Here is a 23,286-nt window from a genome sequence, read left to right as displayed (position 1 = left end):
AACTCAAGGTTGACACCACGCGGGTGTCAACCTACGGTTGTCACATGACGCAGCCTCTTCCCGTCTCCCCGTCCGTGCGCCTCGACGATCTGATCGAGGCCATCAAGAAGACCAACGACGACGCCCTGGAGCAGCTCTCGGGCGCGGTGCTCGCCGCCGACCACCTCGGAGACGTGGCCGACCACCTCATCGGCCACTTCGTGGACCAGGCCCGGCGCTCCGGCGCCTCCTGGACCGACATCGGCCGGAGCATGGGGGTCACCCGCCAGGCCGCCCAGAAGCGCTTCGTGCCCAAGAAGGGCGGCGGCTCCTCGGACCCGGACCCGAACGAGGGCTTCAACCGCTTCACCCCGCGCGCCCGCAACGTGGTGGTCGCCTCCCACAACGAGGCCCAGGCCGCCCGGCACGCCGAGATCGTCCCCGCCCACCTGATCCTCGGCCTGCTCGCCGAGCCCGAGGCCATCGCCGCCCGCGTCCTCACCGGGCAGGGCATGGCGACGGACGCGCTACGGGCGGCGGCGACCGCTGTGCTGCCCGCAGCCGTGGACGAGGCGCCCGAGCTGATCCCGTACGACGCTGACTCCAAGAAGGTCCTGGAGCTGACCTTCCGCGAGGCGCTCCGGCTCGGCCACAACTACGTGGGCACCGAGCACATCCTGTTGGCCCTGCTGGAGTTCGAGGACGGCTCCGGCGTGCTCACCGGCCTCGGTCTGGACAAGGAGGCCGTGTCCGCCGCGGTGGAGCGGGCGGTGGGCGAGGCGGCACAGGCCCCACGGCAGTAGGAGCCCCGAGGCCCCTCACGACGGGCGGCGGGCCCGGAGCACCGACGGCCGGCAACCGTGAACCCGCCGCCCAGGAGCACCGGCGGCCGGTCACCGCGACCCCGCCGCCCGGGCGCATCGGTCCTCAGTGCACCGAGAACCCGCCGTCCACGAACACCGACTGTCCGGTGACGTACGCCGAGGAGCGCCCCGCCAGGAACACCGCGGCCCCCGCGAAGTCCTCCGCGAGGCCGTTGCGGCCGACCAGGGTCCGCGCGGCAAGCGACGCCACCTTCTCCGGGTCCGAGGCGAGGCTCTGGTTCAGCGGCGTCAGCACGAACCCGGGCACCAGGGTGTTCACGGTGACGCCGTGCGGGGACCACGCCTCGGCCTGCGAGCGGGCCAGGGACTCCAGGCCGCCCTTGGACACCCCGTACGCGCCGCTGTCCACGAAGGCCCGGTGCGCCTGCTGCGAGGTGACGTGGATGATCCGCCCGTACCCGCGCTCGGCCATGCCGGGCCCGAAGCGCTGACCCAGCAGGAACGGCGCCTTCAGGTTCACCGCCATCGTGGTGTCCCAGACGTCCTCGCCCAGCTCGCTCATCGGCGGCCGCAGATTGATCCCGGCGCAGTTCACCAGGATGTCCGGCTCCCCGAACGCCCGCACGGCCTCGTCCGCCCCCGCGCGCACCCCCTCGGTGGTGCTCAGGTCCGCGCTCACCCAGGCGGCCCGGCAGCCCTCGGCGGTCAGCTCGTCCACGGTCGCGCTCAGCTCGGCCTCCCGGCGGGCCACCACGACGACGCCCGCGCCGGCCCGGGCCAGGGCGTCGGTGATCCCCCGGCCGATGCCGGAGCTGCCGCCCGTGACCACCGCCACCCGGCCTTCCAGCGAGAACAGTTCCGAAACGTAAGCGTGTGCACTCATGTGCGTACTTTAGATATCTGCTCGGATCCCCGGCCGGGCCGGGGTGGGGGATCGGTGAACGCCGCGCGCCCTGTGGTGCGGAACCCGGCCGGGATGGGACCCTAGTGGTATGAACATCCCTTTCTTGGACAACTGGCGTAAGCGTCAGGGGGGTACGCGTTCAGGCGCACTCGCCACCGCCGTCGAGGCAGACCCCGACGGTGTGGCCGAACTGCTCGCCGAATGCGAACTGCTGCGCGTCAGGGCGGGGCAGCACGGACTCGAACTCGACGACACACCCGCCTCGTTGGCCGCGCTCGACCAGCTACCGCCCCGCTGGCGCGACGACCCCGAGGAGCTTCCCTGGCTCGGCAACGACGCCGGTCTCTACCTCGGCACCGTGATCGTGCGGACCGTTCCGGGTGCCACGTGGGACGTCTGGCCGAGCGGCCGGCCCGTGGTGCGGCTGGAGTCCGGGCGGGAGATCGACGTCGTCGCGGCCGGACTCGACTGGGCGATGGCAGGCAGCCCCGAGCTCTCCCAGGTGTACGCGGAGTCCGCCGAGAACTGAGCCGCTGGACGCTCTCGTTGGGATCATGCCGGACTCGCGGGGTCCGCTCTCCTCATCTAATCCAGTTAAAAAGCCTTTTGCGCCATTTACGCGTGTCGGGTGCGAAGTCCCTTTTCGGGATGGATAGTTTGCGCTGACCTCGACACAGCGACAAGTGGGTAGGGCAGCGCATGGCCGTCGATCCGTTGATCGAACTGAGGGACGTCAACAAACACTTCGGAGAGTTGCACGTACTTCAGGACATCAATCTCACCGTCGGCCGCGGGGAGGTGGTGGTGGTCATCGGCCCCTCCGGCTCAGGGAAATCCACCCTGTGCCGGGCGATCAACCGGCTGGAGACGATCGAGTCCGGCAGCATCACGATCGACGGCAGGCCCCTCCCCGAGGAGGGCAAGGGCCTGGCCCAGCTCCGCGCCGAAGTCGGCATGGTCTTCCAGTCGTTCAACCTCTTCGCCCACAAGACCGTGCTGGACAACGTCTCGCTGGCCCAGCTCAAGGTCCGCAAGCGCAAGAAGGACGAGGCCGACCGGCGCTCCCGTGCACTCCTGGAGCGCGTCGGCCTGGCCGCCCACGCGGACAAGTTCCCCGCCCAGCTCTCCGGTGGCCAGCAGCAGCGCGTGGCCATCGCCCGCGCCCTGGCCATGGACCCCAAGGCGCTCCTCTTCGACGAGCCCACCTCGGCGCTCGACCCGGAGATGATCAACGAGGTGCTGGAGGTCATGCAGCAGCTGGCCCGGGACGGCATGACCATGGTCGTGGTCACCCACGAGATGGGTTTCGCCCGCTCCGCGGCGAACCGCGTGGTGTTCATGTCCGACGGCTGCGTCGTCGAGGACCGCACCCCGGAGGACTTCTTCACGAACCCTTCGAGCGACCGCGCCAAGGACTTCCTGTCCAAGATCCTCAAGCACTGAGGGGAGGCTTCCATGTTGCGCACGAGGAACACGCGTACGGGCAGGGCCACCGCCCTGGTGGCCGGTCTCCTGCTCGCCGCACTCGCCGCCGGCTGCGGCAAGGACGGCAGCCCGCCGGTCAAGGGGCCGAAGGCCGAGGCCCTGCCGGTGTACCAGGTCGACACCGGCTTCGAACTGCCCGACTCCCGTACCTGGACCAAGGCGAAGAGGCGCGGCCATCTGGTGGTCGGCGCCAAGGAGGACCAGCCGTACCTGGGGGAGAAGGACCCGGCGAGCGGGATCTACTCCGGGTTCGACATCGAGATCGCCCGCATGATGTCGGCCTCGCTCGGCTTCGACCCGAAGACGATCCGCTTTCGCACGATCGCCTCCGCCAACCGCGAGACGGCCCTGCAGAACGGCCAGATCGACTACTACGTCGGCACCTACACCATCAACGACATGCGCAAGAAGCTCGTCGGCTTCGCCGGTCCCTACTACATGGCCGGCCAGGGCCTGCTGGTGCGTACCGACGAGAACGACATCGACGGGCCCAAGGACCTGGCGGGCAAGACCGTCTGCTCGGCGGCCGGCTCCACGCCCTACCAGCGCATCGCCGCCGACTACCCCAGGGCGACGCTCGTCGCGTACGACACGTACTCGATCTGCGTCGACAACCTCCTCACCTTCCAGGTCGACGCCGTCACCACCGACGACGCGATCCTGCTCGGCTTCGCGGCCAAGGCGCCCGACGAGATGAAGGTCGTCGGCAAGCCCTTCTCCGAGGAGCCGTACGGCATCGGCGTACCGCGCGACGACAACGCGCTGCGCGACGCGCTCAACGACGCGTTGGAGGCCAACGAGAGAGACGGCAACTGGAAGAAGGCGTACGAAGCGACGCTGGGGCTCTCCGGAGCGCCCGCGCCGACCCCGCCGCCCATCGACCGCTACCCGGCGACCTGAGGGGACGGCCCCACCCATGGACGTACTGACAGAGAACTTCTCCCTCTACGGCAAGGGCTTCCTCGGCACCGTCGAGCTGACCGTCTACGCCTCCGCGCTGGCGCTCGTCCTCGGCTTCCTGATGGCGTCCTTCCGGGTCGCGCCCGTCGGCTCCTTCCGGGTGCTGGGCACGGTCTGGGTCACCGTGCTCCGCAACACCCCGCTGACGCTGCTGTTCTTCGCGGTCCTGCTCGGCCTGCCCCGCTTCGGGCTGGTCCTGCCGTTCCAGGTCTTCGCCGTGCTGGCGCTCGGCTGCTACACCTCGGCCTTCATCTGCGAGGTGCTGCGCTCCGGTATCAACACCGTGCCCAAGGGCCAGGGCGAGGCCGCCCGCAGCCTCGGGATGAACTTCGGCCAGACGCTGAGCACCGTGGTGCTGCCGCAGGCGTTCCGGTCGGTGATCCCTCCGGTCGGCTCGACACTGATCGCGCTGGCGAAGAACTCCGCGATCGCCGGGGCGTTCAGCGTCACCGAACTCCTCGGCACCTACAAGACGCTCAACGAGCTGGGCTACAGCATCATCTGGTCCTTCATCTGGATCGCCGTCGGCTACCTGATCATCACCCTGACCATCAGCGCGGTGTTCAACGTGATGGAGAAGCGCTGGGGAGTGGCACGATGACCAAGACCCTCACCCGCAGGCCCACACTGCCCGCGGCCACCGCGCTCTACGACATCCCCGGCCCGGTGACCCGCAAACGGCACCTGATGTACGGGATCGCCTCGACGGTGGTGATCCTGGCGCTGCTCGGCTGGATCGTCTATCTCCTCTTCGACACCGACCAGTTCACCGCCGAGAAGTGGACGCCCTTCGCGTATACGGGCATCCAGGAACTGCTGCTGCGCGGCCTCGGCAACACCCTCAAGGCGTTCGCGTACGCCGCGGTCCTCTCGCTCGTCCTCGGGGCGGTCCTCGCGGTCGGCCGGCTCTCCGAACACCGGGTGCTGCGCTGGATCTCCACCCTGCTCGTCGAGTTCTTCCGGGCCATGCCGGTGCTGGTGATGATCTTCTTCATCTTCGTGGCGCTGAAGGTCCAGCCGCTGCCCGCCCTGGTCGCCGGACTGACGCTCTACAACGGCTCGGTCCTCGCGGAGGTGTTCCGCACCGGGATCAACTCCGTGGACCGGGGCCAGCGTGAGGCGGCGTACGCGCTCGGCATGCGCAAGACACAGGTCACCACGTTCGTCCTGGCCCCCCAGGCCGTGCGCGCGATGCTGCCGACCATCATCAGTCAGCTGGTGGTCGCACTCAAGGACACCTCACTGGGCTATCTGATCACCTACGAGGAATTCCTCCACGCCGGAAAGCTGATCGCGTCGAATCTCGACTACGATCTTCCCTTCATCCCCGTCGTGATGGTGATCTCTCCGATCTACATCGGGATGTGCATGCTGCTCTCGTGGTTCGCCACCTGGGTGGCCCGCCGTCAGCGGCGCAATCCGAGGACGGAGGCGGTGGGGGTGGCCCCGGCCGAACCGGGAACGCTGCTGCCGGGAGGACAGTAGCCGGGCCCTGCCCGCCCGGCAGCAGTCGGTGATCACTTCTCGCGCAGCGGGACCGAGAGATGACTCGGGTCCGTGCCGGGCGAGGAGAAGGTCAGCTGCGCGCCGGTCGGGTTGTGCTCGATGTACAACGGATCGACGGTGTCGATCACCAGGGCGAGCCGGTGACCGGCCGGGACGTCGTAGGCCGTGGAGTACAGCTCCAGGTCGACGGGGAACGGCCGGCCCGGCGTCTGCCCGTGGAAGGTGTACGGAGCGTTGCTGACCAGCTTGCCGACACCGAGCGGCCCCACGTCGTAGAGATACGCGACGAGGGTGCCGCTCGGTTCTGTGCTGGTGACCGTGGTGTGCAGCACGGACGTGCCCCGGATCCGCTGCTCGGTGGCGTACCGCTCGGACTGCCAGGCGCTCGCGAAGGCGCGCGGCAGCAGGGGTACGGAGACCGTCGGTGGCAGCTTCAGGAACTGGTCCAGCGCGTTGGACAGGATCGTGATGCCACCGTTGGCGCCGGAGTCGACGCCTGCCCACACCTTCTTGGTGCCGTCCAGCGGGATCCGGTTCTTCACGGCCCCGACGGACTTCCAGTCCGGATAGCCCTCGTACCCCCGGTCGGTACGGGACCTGAGCTGGACCGGCAGCTCGGTGTCGATGCCGTTGCGCTCGCCGCGGAGATAGCGGTCGAACCAGCGGCGGGTGCTCGTCCAGGTGTCGTTCGGCAGCCCGAGCAGGCCGGTGGCCTCGGCGGTGGCGTGGTCGCCGGGGCGGAACTCCAGCCGCTTGGGTCCGGTGAGCTTGTCGTAGAACGAGGCGTACTGGTTGGGCGGGAAGATCGTGTCGCCCCAGGCGTTGCCCATCATGATCGCCGCGCCGTTGGCGTTGATCCGGTCCAGATACGTCGCGGGGGAGCGCTTCTTCCCCCAGGCGATCATCTCCGGCTCCTTGTCCAGGTTGGAGCCGAGGAAGTCCTTGAGCGTTTGGTTGAGTTCGTCGCCGGGGCGGCCGGTGACCAGGCCCGCGCCGCCGAGCAGGGCGGCGGCCTGGAGGTGCTGGGTGCGCCCGCTGTAGATCGAGTCGATCAGGTCGGCCCAGCCGCTGAGCGCGGCCACCGCCTTGATCCGCGCGTCGTGCCCCGCCGCCAGCAGGCTGATGCCCGCCCCGTAGGAGACGCCGCCCATGCCGATGCGGTCCGGGTCGGCGGAGGTGTGTTCCAGCGCCCAGTCGATGACGGCGGAGGCGTCCGCGATGTCCGGCGGGCCCGCCACCTCGATCTCCCCGCCCGAGAGCCAGAAGCCGCGTGAGGTGTAACTCACCACGACGTAACCGGAGTCGGCGAGCTTCTGGGCCTGGGCCAGATACTCGATCTGCGGCATGGCCCAGCTCGTCGGGAAGACGATCAGCGGATGCTTCGCCCCGGCCGCGGTCCCGGCGGGCGTGAAGACGTTGCCCTTCAGGGTGACGCCCCCGGAGCCGGGGATGTCGTGGAACGTCAGCCCCTGGGCGGTCGCGCCTGCGGGCACGGTGCCGGGGGCCGCCGTCGCGGCCGGGGCGGCGGCGAGCGCGGCCCCGGCGAGCAGGACGACGGCGGTGGTGATCGAAGCGGTGGTGCGCAGTGCCGGTTTCGGACGTGCCACGGGGTCACTCCTCACGCGTGTCAGTGCAAAGTGACCCGACGGTAACCCCGGTTGTTTACCGCTGGTAACTACCGGGCGCGTTGCGTGAAGGTAACGATTGTTGGACGTGGTGTCAGTAGTGCTCAGGGTCCGGAACGGGCGCTACTGACCCGCTCCGGGCCCGCAGCGGGCGCTACCGGGTCACCTCAGGGCGCTCTTCGCCGCCCAGTCCTCCCACGAGAGGTTCCACGCGCCGTACCCGTTGCCCTCGGCGACCGTGCCCTTGGCCTGCGTGCCGGTCATCTCGAACGGGTCGCCCACCCGCACCTGTCCGTACAGGGCCGCGGCGTCCGCGTCGCTCATCCCGACGCAGCCCGAACTCCGGTTGGCCTGGCCGAAAACGCCCGCGTTCCACGGGGCCGCGTGCACGTACATCCCGGACCAGGTCAGCCGCATCGAGTAGTCGACCATCTTGTCGTAGGCGTCGCCGAGGCCCACCGTCTCGGAGCGCATGTTGATCGTGCCCTCCTTCGACATCAGCACCGCGGTGCCCCGCCAGGAGGCCTTCTCGCCGCCCGGGGTGCCCGCCGACATCGGGATGTCCAGGACTTGCTTCCCGTCCCGGTGCAGGGCGAGCCGGGACCGGTCGAGGTCGACCTTGACCACCTGGGCCGCGCCGATCGTGAACGTCGTCGTGTAGTCGCGGACGAACCAGCCGCCGTCCGCACCCGTGTCGACCCCGTTCAGCTGGGCGTCCAGGGTGACCTTTGTGCCGGGCTTCCAGTACTCCCTGGGCCGCCAGTCGACGCGGTCCTTGCCCGAGTAGTCCTGGAGCCAGCCCCAGGAGCCCTCGGTGTCGTTGGACGTGGAGACCTTCAGGGCCCTCTCGACGGCCGCCTTGTCCTTCACGGGGTGGTCGAAGACGACGGACAGTGGCTGGGCTATGCCCACGGTCGTGTTCTTCCCCGGTGCGAGAAGCAGCTTGTTGACCTTCTCGGCCTCGGCGGTGGCGAACGTGGCCCGGTCGCTGCCGCCGTCCGCGTCCTTGGCCTCGACCGTGTACGCGGTGCCGGGTGCGGCGACCCGATCGGACGTCCAGCTCCGGCCGTCGGCGGATATCTTCCCGGCCAGCGCGCCGCCCTTGCCCGCCGTCACCGACACCGCCTTCAGCTTTCCGTGAGCCAGCGTCACCTTCACCGGTCCGCCCGGGGCCGCCGCCCTGCCCTTGAGGTTCACCGAGACGCTGGTGTCGGGCGCCTTGGCGTCCCCGCCCACCTCGGCGGAGCCCGAGGGGTCTCCCGCGCACGCGGTGAGCGCGGCGGCGAGCAGGGCCGCCGGCCCGGTGAGGGCGAGCCGGGCCCTCCGGCCGGCCGGGACGGAACGACGGATGCGCGGACGTGCGGGACTCACGGAAAAACCTCCAGGGCGGGTGTGCTCACCAAAGGAGAGGCATTTCCCTCATGTCGGGTTCCTTCCTTTCCCCGGAGAAACCTCACTGCTCGGTCCGGAGGACGCTCCACCGTAGGCCGGCACCTCGGAACACGGGAGACCAGCAGTGATGCGTATTCGCCGACCGCCAGGAACTCTCTCACGTGCTTGACCACCTGCTCCCGGACGACAGGGGAGTCGGTCAAGAGTTCCGTGATCACGGTTCGATAGCGTGGATTCTGCATCATGGCACCTGATTTCCCCTCCATCGCCCGGCCTTGAGCGGGTCAACTGTGAGGGCGGGCGGCTTCCCCCGCTCCCGTCCTCAGCATCTGCCCGGCCGGCCGGGCGGGCGCGGCTGCGCCGCTGACGGCGGGCCCGGTCAGCTGCCCGCCCGGTGGGAAGCGGGCGTGCTGGGCACGGGCGCCTGGGCCTCGCGCGTCACATCGCCGACCAGCTCGACGACATCGGGGCCGTACGCACCGGAGTTGACGACCCTCAGCAGCAGGCAGAACGACTTGGCGCCGTGTTTGCGGCGCAGCTTCTCGTAGTTGCGCGTGACGTAGCGGGTGGCCGCCTGGTTGGTGATGGCGCGCTGACCGCAGAACAGGAAGACCGGGCGGGCCTCCTGACTGCCCGTCAAACGTGCGAGCAGGACGTACTCGGAGGTCCCCGGCTCCAGCCGGTAGCGCTCCGAGCCGATCTGGAACGCCACCCGGTCAGGGCCCGCGTCCTGCTCGACGTTGATCCGCACCCCGGGGAGCAGGGTCCGCAGATGCGCGGCCATCCGTTGGTTGGACGTCGGGCCGCCGACGCAGAACTCCGTGCGCTCCCCGAACCCCTGCTGGGCCGTGTCGTGCGTGACGATCTGCGCGTGTGCCGCACAGTCCTTGATGAGGGCGGAGAGTTCGAGCAGGGCGAACGCGTCGTGACGGTGCACCGACCCTTCGGCGCCCGCGTAGCGGTTGACGACGAGCAGGCATGCGGAGTTCGCCGGCAGTCCGAAGAAGGTCTGTTTGCGGCGGAGCCCCCGCCGCCAGAGGTAGGTCCGGGCGAGCCAGCCCAGCGAGGCACTGATCCCGGCGGCTATCACGCCCAGCACGATGTTGCGCACGTCGTCCGTCATGGGCGCGCATGGTATCGGTCATTCGGGTAACCGTTCGAGGCGGTCCTGACGATCCGGCTCCCCCCATAGCTGTCTTTCGTGAAGCGGACCCCGGCCGGGTCGTGTCGATGCCTGTCAGGCGGCGTTTTCCGACGAGACCCGGGCGACATCGGGGGCCGGGGCGGTGCTCGCGTCCTCGGGGACCGCAGTCGCCACCGCTACCCCGATTCCGAGCTTCTCCAGGATCTTCTTCTCGATCTCGTTGGCGAGGTCGGGGTTGTCCTTGAGGAAGTTGCGGGCGTTCTCCTTGCCCTGGCCGAGCTGATCGCCCTCGTACGTGTACCAGGCGCCGGCCTTGCGGACGAAGCCGTGGTCCACACCCATGTCGATCAGACCGCCCTCGCGGCTGATCCCCTGGCCGTAGAGGATGTCGAACTCCGCCTGCTTGAACGGCGGAGCGACCTTGTTCTTGACGACCTTGACGCGGGTGCGGTTGCCGACGGCGTCGGTGCCGTCCTTGAGCGTCTCGATCCGGCGGATGTCCAGGCGCACCGAGGCGTAGAACTTCAGCGCCCGGCCACCGGTGGTGGTCTCCGGGGAGCCGAACATCACGCCGATCTTCTCGCGGAGCTGGTTGATGAAGATCGCGGTGGTCTTGGACTGGCTGAGCGCACCGGTGATCTTGCGGAGGGCCTGGCTCATCAGACGCGCCTGGAGACCCATGTGCGAGTCGCCCATCTCGCCCTCGATCTCCGCACGGGGCACCAGGGCCGCCACGGAGTCGATGACGATCAGGTCGATCGCGCCGGATCGGACCAGGATGTCGACGATCTCCAGCGCCTGCTCACCGTTGTCCGGCTGGGACAGGATGAGGTTGTCGATGTCGACGCCGAGCTTCTTCGCGTACTCCGGGTCCAGCGCGTGCTCGGCGTCGATGAACGCCACCGAGCCGCCGAGCTTCTGCGCGTTCGCCACCGCGTGCAGCGTCAACGTCGTCTTGCCGGAGGACTCCGGCCCGTACACCTCCACCACACGGCCACGCGGCAGACCGCCGACACCGAGAGCGACGTCGAGAGCGGTCGATCCCGTGGGGATGACCTCGATGGGCTCGTTCGGCCGCTCACCCAGGCGCATCACCGCCCCCTTGCCGAATTTCCGCTCGATCTGTGCGAGTGCGGTGTCCAGAGCCTTCTCTTGGTCGGTTCCTGCCATGAGCTTTCACCCGATCCGATGGAGTGGCACGCCGCACGTCGGAGAACGTGAGCGTCTACTGCCGACAACGGACGTGTCGAAGATCCCAAAAGCGAACATCCGATCGAATTTCGTGTCCAGTGAAAGGTACCAAACCGAGGGAAGCGGGACGGATGACGCACCGGACCGCTCCGGACGCAGACCGCGCCGCCCGCTTCCCGCCTGTCGCCGTGTAGTAAAAACCGTCGGAGACGATCGACCGTTGAAGACGAGGAGCTCGATCGGAGTGATCACGCTGGACAGCGTGAGGAGAGTGGTCGCCCACGTCAGCCGCATGTGGCGATAGCCGCTGCCTCGTACGGCCACCCGTGTGACGAGGTGTCGGTGCCTACGAGCAGCCGGCAGCCGTCGGGGAAGATCACGGTTGCGGAGGACGGTGAGCCTGGTCAGTGACGACCGGGTGGGACCAGGCCGGCCTCGTACGCGGAGATGGCCGCTTCCACCCGGTTACGGGCGCCCAGCTTCGCGAGTACCGCGCTGACGTGTGCCTTCACCGTGCCCTCGACGAGGTGCAGCCGGCTCGCGATCTCGGCGTTGGTCAGGCCCGTCCCGAGTCCGGCCAACACCTTGCGCTCCCGTTCCGTGAGCCGCTCCAGTGAGCGGTGAGGGTGTGCCGCCCGGTGTGCGCGCATTCCGGCGATGACCCGGCCGGCGACCCGCGGGGACAGGTAGGCCCCGCCGGCTCCCACCGCCCGTACCCCGTTGAGGAGTTCTCTCGGGTCGTCCGCCTTCAGCAGGAAACCGTCGGCGCCCCCTTCCAGCGCTCGGGTCACGTACTCGTCCTGGCCGAAGGTCGTCAGCATGATCACACCCACCGCCGCTGACTCCCGGTGGAGCCGCGCCGCTGCCGTGAGCCCGTCCAGTCCGGGCATCCGGATGTCCAGCAGGACCACGTCCGGCCGGTGCACGCGCGTGAGTGCGACGGCCTCGTGCCCGTCGCTCGCCTCGGCGACCACCTCGACGTGCGGGTCCCTGGCGAGGATGGCCCGGACGCCCGCCCGGATCATCGCTTCGTCGTCGGCGATCAGCACGCGGACCGGGCAACTTTCCGGTGTCGTCTCTTCCACGTGGCGAGCCTATGGCCGACGCGCGGCTGTGCGAGGGGTGGGCTGCACAGTTCAGCCCGGGGGAGGGGCGCACCCCTGACGAACGGCAGGACGCCGTTGCCTTTCGACCGATGGCCGCCGGGCCCGCGGGGCTTCTAGCGTCGCTCTCGTGAGGGAGTCGCGGCAGCCCCGCTCCGGAGCCGAGCACCATGTGCCGGCCGGGGCGCGCCGCCGGCGGCTTTCCGCGTTCCGCGACCGGCACCGAGGAGACCTGTGATCACCCTTCGAGAACTGACCAAGCGGTACGGGGATACCGTCGCCGTTGACGGTCTGACACTGGACGTCAAGGGTGGTCTGGTGACCGGCTTCCTCGGTCCCAACGGTGCCGGCAAGTCGACCACGATGCGCATGATCCTCGGCCTGGACCGCCCCTCCGAGGGTGAGGCGCTCATCGGGGGAAGGCCGTACTCCTCGATGCGTCACCCGATCCGCGAGGTCGGCGCGCTTCTCGACGCCAAGGCCCTGCACCCGGCTCGCTCCGCGCGCGGCCACCTGGTTGCGCAGGCGCGCAGCAACGGCATCCCGCCGCGCCGGGTGGACGAGGTGCTGGAGATGGTCGGTCTGGCGAAGGTGGCGCGGCGGTCCGCCGGGACGTTCTCCCTCGGTATGTACCAGCGGCTGGGCGTGGCGGGCGCGCTGCTGGGCGACCCGCAGGTGTTCATTTTCGACGAACCGGTCAACGGCCTTGACCCCGACGGTGTCCGCTGGGTGCGGGAGCTCGTGCGGTCCCTGGCCGCGGAGGGGCGGACGGTCTTCCTGTCCAGTCACCTGATGAGCGAGATGCAGCTGACCGCCGACCAGTTGGTCATCATCGGACGGGGGAAGCTGTTGGCCGACACACCGATGGCCGACCTGCTGGCCGGCAGCGCGCTGTCGTCGGTGCGGGTGCGCACGCCCGACGCGGCGGACCTGCGTACGTTGATCGACCATCTCCTGAAGGACGGCGACGTGAACGTGGAGTCGCCCGCGGCGGACGAGCTCGTCGTGAGGGGCCGCAGCGCCGAGCAGGTGGGGGATCTGGCTCACCGGCTGGGACTGCGGCTGCACGAACTGCGGTCCGTCTCCGCGTCGCTGGAACAGGTCTACATGGAACTGACCGCGCAGAGCGTGGAGTACGGAACGGGCGACACGGTGCTCGGTGGCACGGGCGACACGGTGCCCGGTGGCACGGGCGCCGCGCGGACGCGGGGGGCGGCAGCATGAGCACCGGATCGACCGACGTGAGCGACGGCCCCCGTGGCCGCATGGTCTCCGGGCACGCCGGTGGTGGGTTCGTCGGGGCGTTCACCTCGGAGTGGACCAAACTGTGGACCGTCCGCACGCCGTACGTCTGCCTGCTGGTCGGCCTCGTCGCGACCGCGGTCTTCACTTTCTACTACGGGTCGATCGCCCGCATCAACGACAAGCCGATCCAGCCGGTCGGCAACGCCTCGGTGTCCTCGGTCGTCCTCACCCAGTTCGCTCTGGTGATTCTGGCGATGACGACGGTGACGAGCGAGTATTCCACGAGCAGCGTGCGCACCTCGCTGCTGTGGGTGCCGGTCAGGGCCCGCGTACAGCTGGCCAAGGCGCTGTTGAGCGCTTTGGTGGGCTTCGTCACCGCAGTGGTGTGGGCGGTGCTGGGCATCGCCCTGGCCTGGACCCCCTTTCAGGGGCACGCCGACTTCGAGCTGTCGAAAGCGGCGTACCAAACCGTCGCCATGGGCGTGTACTCCGCGCTCATCTGTGTGCTGACGGTAGGGGTGTCGTTCGCTCTGCGGACGGCGGCCGGCACCGTGGCCATGATCTTCTTCGTGGTGTCCGCACTGCCCAGCATGCTGCTCGGACTGGGGGGTCCGGTACTACTGGCCATCAACGAGTACCTGCCGCAGACCGTGGGCGGATATTTCATGCTGGGTGACGGCGAAGCCCCGTTCCCGGACGCCGTGAGTCTGCTGATCCTGCTGGTGTGGGCCGCCGCCGCCCAGATGGCCGGTCTCCTCGTGCTGCGACGGCGAGACGCCTGACAGCGGCGGAATCGCCCCGGACGCCTGTACCGGTGTACCGAGCGCATCCCCCTGGCCGGGCGTCCGGGCGCGTCCCTCAGAATCGCCCCTGACAGGTGAGAACAACCAGCGAAAGGGCTGCCGACGCACCATGCTGCACCCGCGTACAACCCCAGCCAGGTTCGCGCGCGCCGGCGACGTGGCTCTCTGGGCTGTGCTCGCCGCCACCACCGGCTACGGGTTCTGGGACGCGGCCACGGCTTCCCTGACGATGGACCTGCTCCTCCCTCTGGCCGTCCTGGCCGTGGCCGTGCCATGGTCCCGTAGCCGTCCGGCAGCCGCCGTCGTGCTCGTCAACGGCTTGTGCGTCGTGGGCCTGGCCGACACTGCGACACCAGGCAACGCCCACGTCCTGTCGCTGGCCGCACTGAGCTGTCTGTTCGGCGCCCGCGTCGCCGCGGCACGGCGCCCGCTCCTGGTGCTCGCCGGGTGCGCCGCTGTCGATCTCGCGACCTGTGCCGTGCTGCGCGCGCAGCCGGTGTGGTGGTTCTACGCGCTGACCGTCCTGCCCGCGGCTCTGCTGCTGCCCTGGCTCGGGGGACGGCACTGGCGTGGCCGGCGCCAGATCGTGCGGGAGGGCTGGCGCCTGGCCCGCGGCCTGGAAGAGCGGCAGCACCTGGTCGCGGAGCGGGCGCGGCTGACCGAACGCGCGGGGATCGCGGCCGACATGCACGATTCCCTCGGCCACGTCCTGAGCCTGGTCGCCCTGCGCGCCGGGGCCCTGGAACTCTCGCCCGACCTCACCGACCGCGACCGCGCCGACCTCGCCGATCTGCGCGGGACAGTCGCGGACGCGGTGGAGCAATTGCGGGAAACCGTCGCGATCCTCCAGGACCCGCCCGGCAGGGACGCGAGTGCGGGCCTGCCGGTCAACGACACGGTCGAGGACCTCCTCTCGCGGGCGGCAGCCTCTGGAGTGCCGGTGCGCTGGGAGCGGCGCGGGGCCTCGCCCTCCTTGTCCTCCCCGGTCGAGCGCGGGATGTACCGGGTGGTGCAGGAGGCCGTCACCAACGCGACGAAGCACGCGCCGGACTGTCCGATCAGCGTCCGGATCATCCACGAGTCCGACCGTACGCGCGTGAGCGTCATGAACGCCGTCCCACCGGCGCACACGAGCGTCGGCCCGGCAAGTGGCACCGGCCGAGGACTCATAGGACTTCACGAGCGTGTGAGCGTCCTCGGCGGCTCCCTGCGAACCGGACCCCACGAACGCGGGTTCAACGTCACCGCCGTGCTCCCGCACCAGGCGACCGCCCGCACCGCGATACCGGCGCCGGGACCAGGGACGGTCCCCGGTACGCCGGTCGAGCCCCGACGGCCCACGTTGCCGTCGGAGACCGCTTTTCAGCCGGGCCCGGACACCGCCGCCCCGGGCACGGTCCTACCGGAGTCCGCCAAGCGGCTCGCCTCCGTACGGAGCGACGCCCGTCGTCGCTCCGCCGTCGCCTTCGTAGCACCTGCCGTCGCAGCCGTCTTCTTCGTGCCGTCCGCCGCGTACCTGGCCTGGCAACTGACGGCGAGCGTGCTCCCGCCCTCCCACTTCGACGAGCTGTCCGTCGGCCGGCCACGCGCCGAACTCGCCCCTCTGCTGCCGGCCCGCGTTTACCCCTACCCGTCCGACCTGGCCCGCTCCGTGTCCCGGCCGCCCGGCGCCCGTTGCGAGTTCTACCGTTCCGGCCGCGATCTGTTCGACGAAGTCGACCTCTACCGGCTCTGCTGGTCCGGCAACACACTGTTGACCAAGAACACCGTGCCCGCACGACGTCCCTGACGTCCTCACGGAGTGAGGACCACGACCCGACACCTGAGCCCGGGGCGCCGGGGCCTGGCGTGGGAGGGGTTCTGGTTTCGGCTATCACGCCCAGCACGACGGTGCGCACGTCGTCCGCCACGGGCGCGCAGGGCATCGGTCATCCGGGTAACCGTTCGAGGCGGTCCTGACGATCCGGCACCCCCGGGGCTACCCTGCGGCGGGAGATCCGTTGACTGGAGGTACGTATGCGCCGTTCCGTCGGCCGGAACACGTCGCTGTTGGCCGTCCTCGCCGTGGTCGCGTCGGTGGGAGCCGCCGCCCCGGCGGCCTCGTCACCGTCCGCCGCCCCGCGTCCCGCGCCCCCCAAGTCCCCGGTGGCGGCGGGCCACGGGGGAGCGGTGGCGAGCGTCGACCCGGACGCGTCGGCCGCCGGGATCGAGGTGCTGCGGAAGGGTGGCAACGCGGTGGACGCCGCCGTGGCCACGGCAGCCGCGCTGGGCGTGACCGAGCCGTACTCGGCGGGCATCGGCGGCGGTGGCTACTTCGTCCACTACGACGCGGAGAAACGCACCGTGCGGACGATCGACGGCCGCGAGACCGCGCCCCGCAGCGCGGACGCCTCCCTCTTCCTGGAGAACGGCAAGCCGATCCCCTTCGAGGAGGGCGTGACCAGCGGCCTCGGCGTCGGCACGCCCGGCACCCCGGCCACCTGGGAGCGGGCCCTGGACGCGTGGGGCAGCAAGTCCCTGCGTACGCTGCTGAAACCGGCCGAACGCCTGGCCCGGGACGGCTTCGTCGTGGACGGCACCTTCCGCTCGCAGACGGCCGCCAACCAGGCCCGGTTCGCCGACTTCCCGGCCTCCGCCGAGCTGTTCCTGCCGGGCGGCGAACTCCCCGCCGTCGGCTCCGTGTTCAAGAACCCCGACCTGGCCCGTACGTACGCGAAGCTCGGCCGCGAGGGCGTCGGGGAGCTGTATCGGGGCGAGTTGGCCGACGACATCGTCCGTACGGTGCGCAAGCCGCCCGTCGACCCGGACGCCACCCGCGTGGTGCGCCCCGGCGATCTGACCCGTGAGGACCTCGCCGCCTACCGGACCCTGCGCAAGGACCCGACGAAGGTGAACTACCGGGGCCTGGACGTCTACGGCATGGCCCCCTCCTCGTCCGGCGGCACAAGCGTCGGTGAGGCCCTCAACATCCTGGAGTCCACCGACCTTTCGCGCGCCGACCGGGTGCAGTACCTCCACCGCCTGATCGAGGCGAGCCGGATCGCGTTCGCCGACCGGGGACGCTGGGTCGGCGACCCCGCGTTCGAGGACGTCCCCACGAAGGAACTGCTGAGCCAGCGGTTCGCCGACGCGCGGGAGTGCCTGATCCGGGACGACAAGGCGCTGACCAGCCCGCTGGCACCGGGCGACCCGCGCGACCCCGTGCGGTGCGGCAGCGGCGGCACAGCCGCGCCCACCACGTTCGAGGGCGAGAACACCACCCACCTGACGACGGCCGACAAGTGGGGCAACGTCGTCGCCTACACCCTGACCATCGAGACCACCGGGGGCAGTGCCATCACCGTGCCCGGCCGCGGCTTCCTGCTCAACAACGAACTGACCGACTTCTCCTTCGCGCCCGCCAATCCGGCCGTGCACGACCCGAACCTCCCGGGGCCGGGCAAGCGGCCGCGCTCGTCGATCTCCCCGACCATCGTGCTCAAGCACGGCAAGCCGGTGCTCGCCCTCGGCTCGCCGGGCGGGGCCACGATCATCACGACCGTGCTCCAGTCGCTCACCGGACACCTGGACCGGGGACTCCCCCTGGTCGACGCGATCGCCGCGCCGCGCGCCAGCCAGCGCAACGCGCCGACGACGGAGATCGAGCCGGACCTGTGGAACAGCCCGGTCCGCGCGGAGTTGGAGAAGCTCGGCCACGCCTTCAAGCAGAACCCGGAGATCGGGGCCGCCACCGGGGTGCAGCGACTGCCCGACGGCCGCTGGCTGGCGGCGGCGGAAAAGGTGCGCCGCGGCGGCGGCTCGGCCATGGTGGTGCATCCGGGCGGCGGTCACTGAGCCGACCGGACCGAGCACGGGCCCGGGGCCGGTCATCACGCGGAACAGCGCGCGGTGCCGGCCCCGCGGCCTTGGCGTGCCGGCAAGGGGACCCGTACGGGGGTCCCTCGGTCTACGGGAAGGGTCCCTCCGCACCATGCGCACCCGCATGCTCGCCCTGACGTCCGCCGCCTGCGGCGCCGCGCTCCTCGGAGCGGCGGCCCTGCCCGCGTCCGCCACCGCCACCGCCACCGGCCCCGGGGCCGGTAGCGGCCAGGAGCCGGAAGCGGCCGGAGCGTCCGCCGTCGAAGGGGACGCGACCGCCGCGACGGCCGCCGAACTGCTGGCCGAGATCCGCGCCTGCACCCGGATCTCGAAAGGCGCCTACCGCACGGACAGCGGCAGCCCCGAAGCGACGGTGCCCGTCTGCGGCACCAGGGACGCCGTCTTCTGGAAGGCGGACATGGACATCGACTGCGACGGCCGGAAGACGAAGGCCTGCAACCGGAAGACCGATCCCTACTTCCTGCCGGAGACCGCGTTCCAGAGCTCCCGCGGCGAACCCCTGGACTCGGCCGCGCTCCCCCATGTGGTCGTACCGGGCCCGAGCAAGGTGTGGGACTACCGGAAGTCGGGGCTCACCGGCGGCAGCGTCGTGGCGGTCGTGTACCGGGACCGGGTGCGGTACGGCGTGATCGGCGACACCGGCCCCACGCGCATCATCGGGGAGGCGTCGTACGCCATGGCGAAGACCCTCGGCATCGATCCCGACCCGTCGACCGGAGGCGCCGAGTCCGGCGTCACCTACATCGCGTTCAAGAACTCCCGCATTTCCCCGATCGAGAGCCGCGCGCGGGCGCGGAGCCGGGGAGCGGAACTGGCCCGGGAGTTCGTGGGGCGCTGATCTCGCGGGCGAGGGCCCGCGCGGGGCACGGCCCGCCACAATGACCCCATGATCGGCCATCGCATCACCCATCGCACGGCGGACGGCGTCCGCATACCCGGCACATGGCGTCACGCCTTCATCAACAACGGCGGGACGTACTTCCTCACCGACCTGTTCATCTACGCGGACGGGCTCATCGACTGCTGGGGCCTGGCCACCGTCGAGGAGTTCGAGCGGAAGCTCCTCTCCGGCTGGGTGGCCACCCGCCTCCCGGAGGGGGCCGAGGCGTCCGCGCACGGCCTGGCCGCGTGGACGTTCGGGAAAACGTACATCTGGCTCACCCCGGAGCTGCTGCTCGCCGAGGTCCGGGACACCCTCGACGAGCTGAACGGCCGGCCCGACTCCACCGGCCGGTGCCTGGCCGCCGTGGACACCTTCCTGGCCGACCGGACGGAGGAGAACCGGGCCGCCGCACGCGCCGCCTACCTCGCCGTCCCGGAGACCCGGCGCCACTACGCGCTGGGGGACATGGACCGCAAGGACCAGCCCCTGCGTGCGCTGGTGGCAGGGCCGGGCGGCACGCTGGAAGGCAGCCCCGACGGAGTCATCACGGAGGAGATCCACGGAGAGGCCATCGCCTACTTCGAGGAGCGCGCTCGGCTGATCGCGCAACTGCCCTCCCGCACTCCCGCGGACGGACCGGCGGCGTCGCACGCGGCCGCGATCCACCTGCCGCACTCCTACCCGAGGCAGCGCGCCGAGAGCCCCGGCAAGGTGGCACTGCGCAACGACTACCCCGCGCCCATCGACGTGGACGGCACGCCCTACCCCTCGGTCGCCCACGCCTACTGGGCCCTGTCGGTCGCCGATCCCGCCGAGCGGGCGGCCGTCGCCGCGGCGGAGACCGCCTACGCCGCGAGCGGCCTGGCCGCCGACCGCGTACGGCGCGACGGCTGGGAGCACGCCCGTAGCGCCGTCATGACCGCACTCCTGCGCGCCAAGTTCTCCCAGCACCCGGACCTCGCGGAGATCCTCCTCGCCACCGACGACGCCACCCTCGTCTACGACGACGCGGACTCCACCTTCTGGGGCGACAACGCCGGGCGGGGGCGCAACTGGTCCGGCCGGCTGCTCGAACTCGTCCGTTCCGAACTGAGCGCCCGGCGCGGCGGGATCCTCTGACGGGAAACCTCCGGGGCGGCGCCCGGGAGCCGCCCCGGGCGGGCCGCCTACAGCGCGGTCAGGACGCGCGGGCCGTCGTTCGTGATCGCGACCGTGTGCTCGGCGTGCGACGCACGGCTGCCGTCGGTGGTCCGCAGCGTCCAGCCGTCCTCGTCGTGGCGGAACTCGTCGCCGCCACCGCCGATGAGCATGGGCTCGATCGCCAGGACCATGCCGTGCCGCAGCTCCATGCCGCGCCCCGGCCGACCCTCGTTCGGCACGGACGGGTCCTCGTGCATGGTCCGGCCGATGCCGTGGCCGCCGTACCCGTCCAGGATGCCGTAACCTGCCTTGCGGCAGACCGTGCCGATCGCGTGGGCGATGTCGCCGATCCGGTTGCCGACCACGGCCGCGCCGATCCCGGCGGCCAGGGCCTCGTTCGCCGCGTCGATGAGCCGGGTGTCGGCGGTGCGGGCCTCGCCCACGGTGAAGCTGATCGCCGAGTCACCGGCCCAGCCGCCCAGGAGGGCTCCCGCGTCCACGCTGACCAGGTCCCCGTCGCGCAGTGGGTCGGCCGAGGGGATGCCGTGTACGACCGCGTCGTTGACCGAGACGCAGACCACGGCCGGGAACGGGGTGGGCGCGAAGTGCGGCTTGTAGTTCAGGAAGGGCGAGGAGGCCCCGGCCGCGCTCAGCACCTGGCGGGCCGCCTCGTCCAGTTGGCGAGGGGTCACGCCGACCGCCGCCACCTCCCGCGCCCGGGTCAGGATCTGCGCGACGACCCGGCCGGCCTCGCGCATCGCTGCGATGTCTGTGTCCGTCTTGATGTGCACCATGCCCATTACTATACCGGTCGAACCGGTATAGTAATGACGGTATAGAAAGAGTATTCCGTAGTACGATGGGTGCATGGTTCGCACCCCTCTGACACCCGAAGAGCGCCTGCGCGGCGAGCGGCTCGGCGCACTGCTCCGCGCGGCGCGCGGGGAGCGCAGCATGGCAGCCGTCGCCGCGAGCGCCGGAATCTCCGCGGAGACCCTACGGAAGATCGAGACCGGCCGCGCACCCACGCCCGCCTTCTTCACCGTGGCCGCCCTCGCCGGTGCGCTGGGCCTCTCCATGGACGAGATCCTCGGCCGCTGCGCGCCGGAACCGGCCGCCGTCCCGCTGATCGCGTAGTCCGGGCCGTGCCCTGCCCTGCGGGACGCCCCTCGGGGCGCGTAGGGTCGCGCCGTGACTCTCCAGGACTTCGCGCGCAGCGAATACGTCAGCCTGACCACGTACCGGAAGAACGGCACACCCGTCGCCACGCCCGTCTGGGCCGCCGCCGAGGGCGATGTGCTGTACGTCTGGACCCGCTCCGACTCGTGGAAGGTCAAGCGGCTGCGCAACAACGGCACAGTCGTCGTCACCGTCTGCGACGTGCGCGGCAGGATCGCCGAAGGGGCCCCCAGCGCGGAGGGCACGGCGAAGCTCCTCGACGAGAACGGCACCCGCGCGGCGCGCAAGCTGCTGGCGCGCAAGTACACCTGGAAGTTCTGGCTCGTCGACTGGCCCGCGACGGTCGCCCGGCTCGGCAAGCGCCCGCACACCGGGATCGCCATCACCTTCTGAGTCCCCTTCCGGGCCCCCTCGTGCTCCCGCCGCATCGTGCCCGAAAGCTGCGCGTAGCCGCCCCGTAACACGCCTGCGGTCGAATGCCTCCGGACGGGAAGGCTCCAGTCGACGGCCGGCGAGGGCGACAATGACGGTGCATCAGCAGGCTTACGCAGTAGGGGCGTTCGCGCAGTACCTGCGAGAACTGGTGGCACGACTGGACCCCGGACGCGGCTGGTACGGGGTCTTCGCCCGGCGCGACCCGGTCGGCATGCGGTCCTGCCTGGACGGGGTGGAGATCCCACCCTGGGACGTGGTGGAGTCGTTGCTCGCGGACCTCGCAGCCCTGCGCGGCGCCCGGTTCGCCGAGCAGGTCTCGGTCCGGGCCGCCGCGCTCTACTCCGCGTCCGCGGCCACCCACGACCGGCGGCCCGGCGGACGCCAGGAGCTCGTCCACCGGCTGGGGTTGATGGTCCGCGAGCAGCACCGGGCGGCGGAACGCCTGCGCGGCACAGGGCCCGGCGGCCCGGACCCGGCCGAACCGGGAGCGCTGGCCTGGGCCCGCGACGACCACGAGCGCGCCACCGCCCGCTGCGCCGAGCTGCGGGGGCGACTGGCGGCCGTGACGGTCCCCGAGGTCCGGCCGCGGGTCGAGGACGCCTCCGGGCCGCCGGCCGGGGGCGTCGAGGGGGTCCGGCCCGACGCCTCGGCCTTCACCGCCGATGCCCCCGACACCCCGGCCCCCACCGCCCCCGCTCCCCGGCGCAGGAAGCCGCGCGGAGCCCGGTTCGCCGGCCTGGAGGTCGATGAGGAGGCGGAGGACGCCGGCTACGCCCCCTCGCCGCTGCCCGGTCCGCCCGTGCCCTCCCGCTCGGGTCCGTCCGCCCCGCGCGGCGCCCGCTTCGGCGCGGGCGCGGGGGAGGAGGGGCGCGAGGGCCGGGGCGCGGCCGGGCGGGTCCGTGCGCCGGGCGCCCTCCCGGATCCGGCCGCCGGGCAGGCCGTCGCCGGGGCCGTCGCCCAGCTGGTCCGGCTGCGCGCCGAGGGCCGCGGCGGTGAGGCGCACGTGGTGCTCTGCGAGGTCGCGGCCTGGCCCGCGCCCCGGCTGCCGGTGCTCGCGGTGGCCCTGTACCGGGCCGGGCTCGCCGCCGACTGGACGACCCTGCTCTGGGAGGTGTCCTCGCTGCCGCCCGCCGGATTCGCCGCCGCGGCGGGCGCGCTGGCCGCCGCCGGGCGCGAGGCGGACTGCGGGCTCCTGCTGCGCCAGGGCGTCGCCCGGCCCGCCGCCGAGGTGGCCGAGGCGGTGCTCGCCCTGGACGGCGCCGGCCGGGAGCGGGAGGCGCGGGACCTGCTCGGCGCCTTCGTCCGCGTACGCACTCCGCAGGAGGCCGCCGAGCTGGCCGGGACCGGTGGGACCCGGCTGCTGCCCCTGCTCCTAGCGGCGGCCCGCGTGGTGTCGGCGGAACGGGAGTGGGACCTGGTGCACGCGCTGCGGGTGGCGGGCGTGCCGGGCGTCTGAGGTTCCCGGGCGTGTGCCGACGCCCCCGGGGGTGCCCGGAACACCACCGGAGACCGGGGCCGTAGGCGTTGTGGACCGGTCGGGTGCGAATCATGATCGACTCCGCCGGTTCACGGCGATGGTCTTGCCCCGCCGGACGGCGGGGCTTACGTT

Annotated in this window: 22 protein-coding genes; 15 read left to right on the top strand and 7 right to left on the bottom strand. The window is 71.1% G+C overall.

Annotated elements, in window-relative coordinates; all coding sequences use genetic code 11:
* The first annotated feature begins 44 nt into the window (after positions 1 to 44).
* Positions 45 to 782 (top strand): Clp protease N-terminal domain-containing protein, encoded by a 738-nt coding sequence (locus N7925_RS05245; RefSeq protein WP_274343191.1) that lies wholly within the window; start codon positions 45 to 47, stop codon positions 780 to 782.
* 124 nt (positions 783 to 906) lie between these two features.
* Here N7925_RS05245 and N7925_RS05240 read toward each other — a convergent pair whose 3' ends face one another.
* The gene (locus tag N7925_RS05240) at positions 907 to 1,686 is read right to left on the bottom strand and encodes an SDR family NAD(P)-dependent oxidoreductase (protein ID WP_274343190.1); all 780 of its coding nucleotides are present in this window, start codon (positions 1,684 to 1,686) and stop codon (positions 907 to 909) included.
* 109 nt (positions 1,687 to 1,795) lie between these two features.
* On the opposite strand from N7925_RS05240, the gene N7925_RS05235 reads away from it, so the two are divergent.
* The 5 genes from N7925_RS05235 (at position 1,796) to N7925_RS05215 (ending at position 5,637) form a co-directional block, all read left to right on the top strand.
* Positions 1,796 to 2,236, top strand: coding sequence for a DUF6278 family protein (locus tag N7925_RS05235; protein WP_265598324.1), 441 nt, complete (start codon positions 1,796 to 1,798; stop codon positions 2,234 to 2,236).
* Between the two features lie 170 nt (positions 2,237 to 2,406).
* Positions 2,407 to 3,150 carry an amino acid ABC transporter ATP-binding protein gene (locus N7925_RS05230; protein WP_265598323.1) on the top strand — a complete coding sequence of 248 codons (744 nt, stop codon included), beginning with the start codon at positions 2,407 to 2,409 and terminating at the stop codon, positions 3,148 to 3,150.
* Between the two features lie 12 nt (positions 3,151 to 3,162).
* A complete protein-coding gene (locus N7925_RS05225) occupies positions 3,163 to 4,092 on the top strand; it encodes a glutamate ABC transporter substrate-binding protein (RefSeq protein WP_274343189.1) in 930 nt (309 codons plus the stop codon).
* Positions 4,093 to 4,108: 16 nt separating this feature from the next.
* A complete protein-coding gene (locus tag N7925_RS05220; RefSeq protein ID WP_007454866.1) occupies positions 4,109 to 4,753 on the top strand; it encodes an amino acid ABC transporter permease in 645 nt (214 codons plus the stop codon).
* Positions 4,750 to 5,637 (top strand): amino acid ABC transporter permease, encoded by an 888-nt coding sequence (locus N7925_RS05215; RefSeq protein WP_274343188.1) that lies wholly within the window; start codon positions 4,750 to 4,752, stop codon positions 5,635 to 5,637. The genes N7925_RS05220 and N7925_RS05215 overlap by 4 nt, the downstream gene beginning before the upstream one ends.
* 32 nt (positions 5,638 to 5,669) lie before the next feature.
* Here the strand turns inward: N7925_RS05215 and N7925_RS05210 are convergent, their stop codons facing one another.
* From N7925_RS05210 to N7925_RS05190, 5 genes are all read right to left on the bottom strand, one after another.
* Positions 5,670 to 7,265, bottom strand: coding sequence for a CocE/NonD family hydrolase (locus tag N7925_RS05210; protein ID WP_274343187.1), 1,596 nt, complete (start codon positions 7,263 to 7,265; stop codon positions 5,670 to 5,672).
* Between the two features lie 180 nt (positions 7,266 to 7,445).
* Positions 7,446 to 8,654 (bottom strand): L,D-transpeptidase, encoded by a 1,209-nt coding sequence (locus tag N7925_RS05205; RefSeq protein ID WP_274343186.1) that lies wholly within the window; start codon positions 8,652 to 8,654, stop codon positions 7,446 to 7,448.
* Positions 8,655 to 9,054: 400 nt separating this feature from the next.
* Positions 9,055 to 9,798, bottom strand: coding sequence for a hypothetical protein (locus N7925_RS05200; protein ID WP_274343185.1), 744 nt, complete (start codon positions 9,796 to 9,798; stop codon positions 9,055 to 9,057).
* A 114-nt stretch (positions 9,799 to 9,912) separates the two neighbouring features.
* Positions 9,913 to 10,989 carry a recombinase RecA gene (recA, locus tag N7925_RS05195; protein ID WP_274343184.1) on the bottom strand — a complete coding sequence of 359 codons (1,077 nt, stop codon included), beginning with the start codon at positions 10,987 to 10,989 and terminating at the stop codon, positions 9,913 to 9,915.
* 425 nt (positions 10,990 to 11,414) lie between these two features.
* Positions 11,415 to 12,059 carry a response regulator gene (locus tag N7925_RS05190; RefSeq protein WP_018961436.1) on the bottom strand — a complete coding sequence of 215 codons (645 nt, stop codon included), beginning with the start codon at positions 12,057 to 12,059 and terminating at the stop codon, positions 11,415 to 11,417.
* A 288-nt stretch (positions 12,060 to 12,347) separates the two neighbouring features.
* Between N7925_RS05190 and N7925_RS05185 the strand changes: the two genes are divergently transcribed.
* The 6 genes from N7925_RS05185 (at position 12,348) to N7925_RS05160 (ending at position 20,042) form a co-directional block, all read left to right on the top strand.
* Complete coding sequence (locus N7925_RS05185) at positions 12,348 to 13,337, top strand: ABC transporter ATP-binding protein (protein WP_274343183.1); 990 nt, start codon at positions 12,348 to 12,350, stop codon at positions 13,335 to 13,337.
* Complete coding sequence (locus N7925_RS05180) at positions 13,334 to 14,140, top strand: ABC transporter permease (RefSeq protein ID WP_274343182.1); 807 nt, start codon at positions 13,334 to 13,336, stop codon at positions 14,138 to 14,140. The genes N7925_RS05185 and N7925_RS05180 overlap by 4 nt, the downstream gene beginning before the upstream one ends.
* Before the next feature lie 130 nt (positions 14,141 to 14,270).
* The gene (locus N7925_RS05175) at positions 14,271 to 15,950 is read left to right on the top strand and encodes a sensor histidine kinase (protein WP_274343181.1); all 1,680 of its coding nucleotides are present in this window, start codon (positions 14,271 to 14,273) and stop codon (positions 15,948 to 15,950) included.
* Between the two features lie 227 nt (positions 15,951 to 16,177).
* Entirely contained in the window at positions 16,178 to 17,995 is a 1,818-nt protein-coding gene (gene ggt / locus N7925_RS05170; RefSeq protein ID WP_265598313.1) for a gamma-glutamyltransferase, read from the top strand.
* Between the two features lie 136 nt (positions 17,996 to 18,131).
* The gene (locus N7925_RS05165) at positions 18,132 to 18,878 is read left to right on the top strand and encodes a glycoside hydrolase family 75 protein (RefSeq protein ID WP_265598312.1); all 747 of its coding nucleotides are present in this window, start codon (positions 18,132 to 18,134) and stop codon (positions 18,876 to 18,878) included.
* Between the two features lie 48 nt (positions 18,879 to 18,926).
* Complete coding sequence (locus N7925_RS05160) at positions 18,927 to 20,042, top strand: NADAR family protein (protein WP_274343180.1); 1,116 nt, start codon at positions 18,927 to 18,929, stop codon at positions 20,040 to 20,042.
* A 47-nt stretch (positions 20,043 to 20,089) separates the two neighbouring features.
* On the opposite strand, the gene map is transcribed toward N7925_RS05160, so the two are convergent.
* Entirely contained in the window at positions 20,090 to 20,857 is a 768-nt protein-coding gene (gene map, locus N7925_RS05155) for a type I methionyl aminopeptidase (RefSeq protein ID WP_265598310.1), read from the bottom strand.
* 73 nt (positions 20,858 to 20,930) lie between these two features.
* Between map and N7925_RS05150 the strand changes: the two genes are divergently transcribed.
* The 3 genes from N7925_RS05150 (at position 20,931) to N7925_RS05140 (ending at position 23,133) form a co-directional block, all read left to right on the top strand.
* Entirely contained in the window at positions 20,931 to 21,200 is a 270-nt protein-coding gene (locus N7925_RS05150) for a helix-turn-helix domain-containing protein (protein ID WP_018961443.1), read from the top strand.
* Between the two features lie 54 nt (positions 21,201 to 21,254).
* Positions 21,255 to 21,635, top strand: a complete 381-nt coding sequence (locus tag N7925_RS05145; protein ID WP_274343179.1) for a PPOX class F420-dependent oxidoreductase — start codon at positions 21,255 to 21,257, stop codon at positions 21,633 to 21,635.
* A gap of 130 nt (positions 21,636 to 21,765) precedes the next feature.
* Positions 21,766 to 23,133: a hypothetical protein gene (locus N7925_RS05140; RefSeq protein ID WP_274343178.1), complete on the top strand. Its 1,368-nt coding sequence runs from the start codon at positions 21,766 to 21,768 to the stop codon at positions 23,131 to 23,133.
* Positions 23,134 to 23,286: the final 153 nt, after the last annotated feature.

The sequence above is a fragment of the Streptomyces sp. CA-278952 genome, assembly GCF_028747205.1.
Lineage (GTDB): Bacteria > Actinomycetota > Actinomycetes > Streptomycetales > Streptomycetaceae > Streptomyces.
The sequence above is the reverse complement of the archived record's forward strand: the minus strand, read 5'-3'. Positions and strand labels throughout refer to the sequence as shown.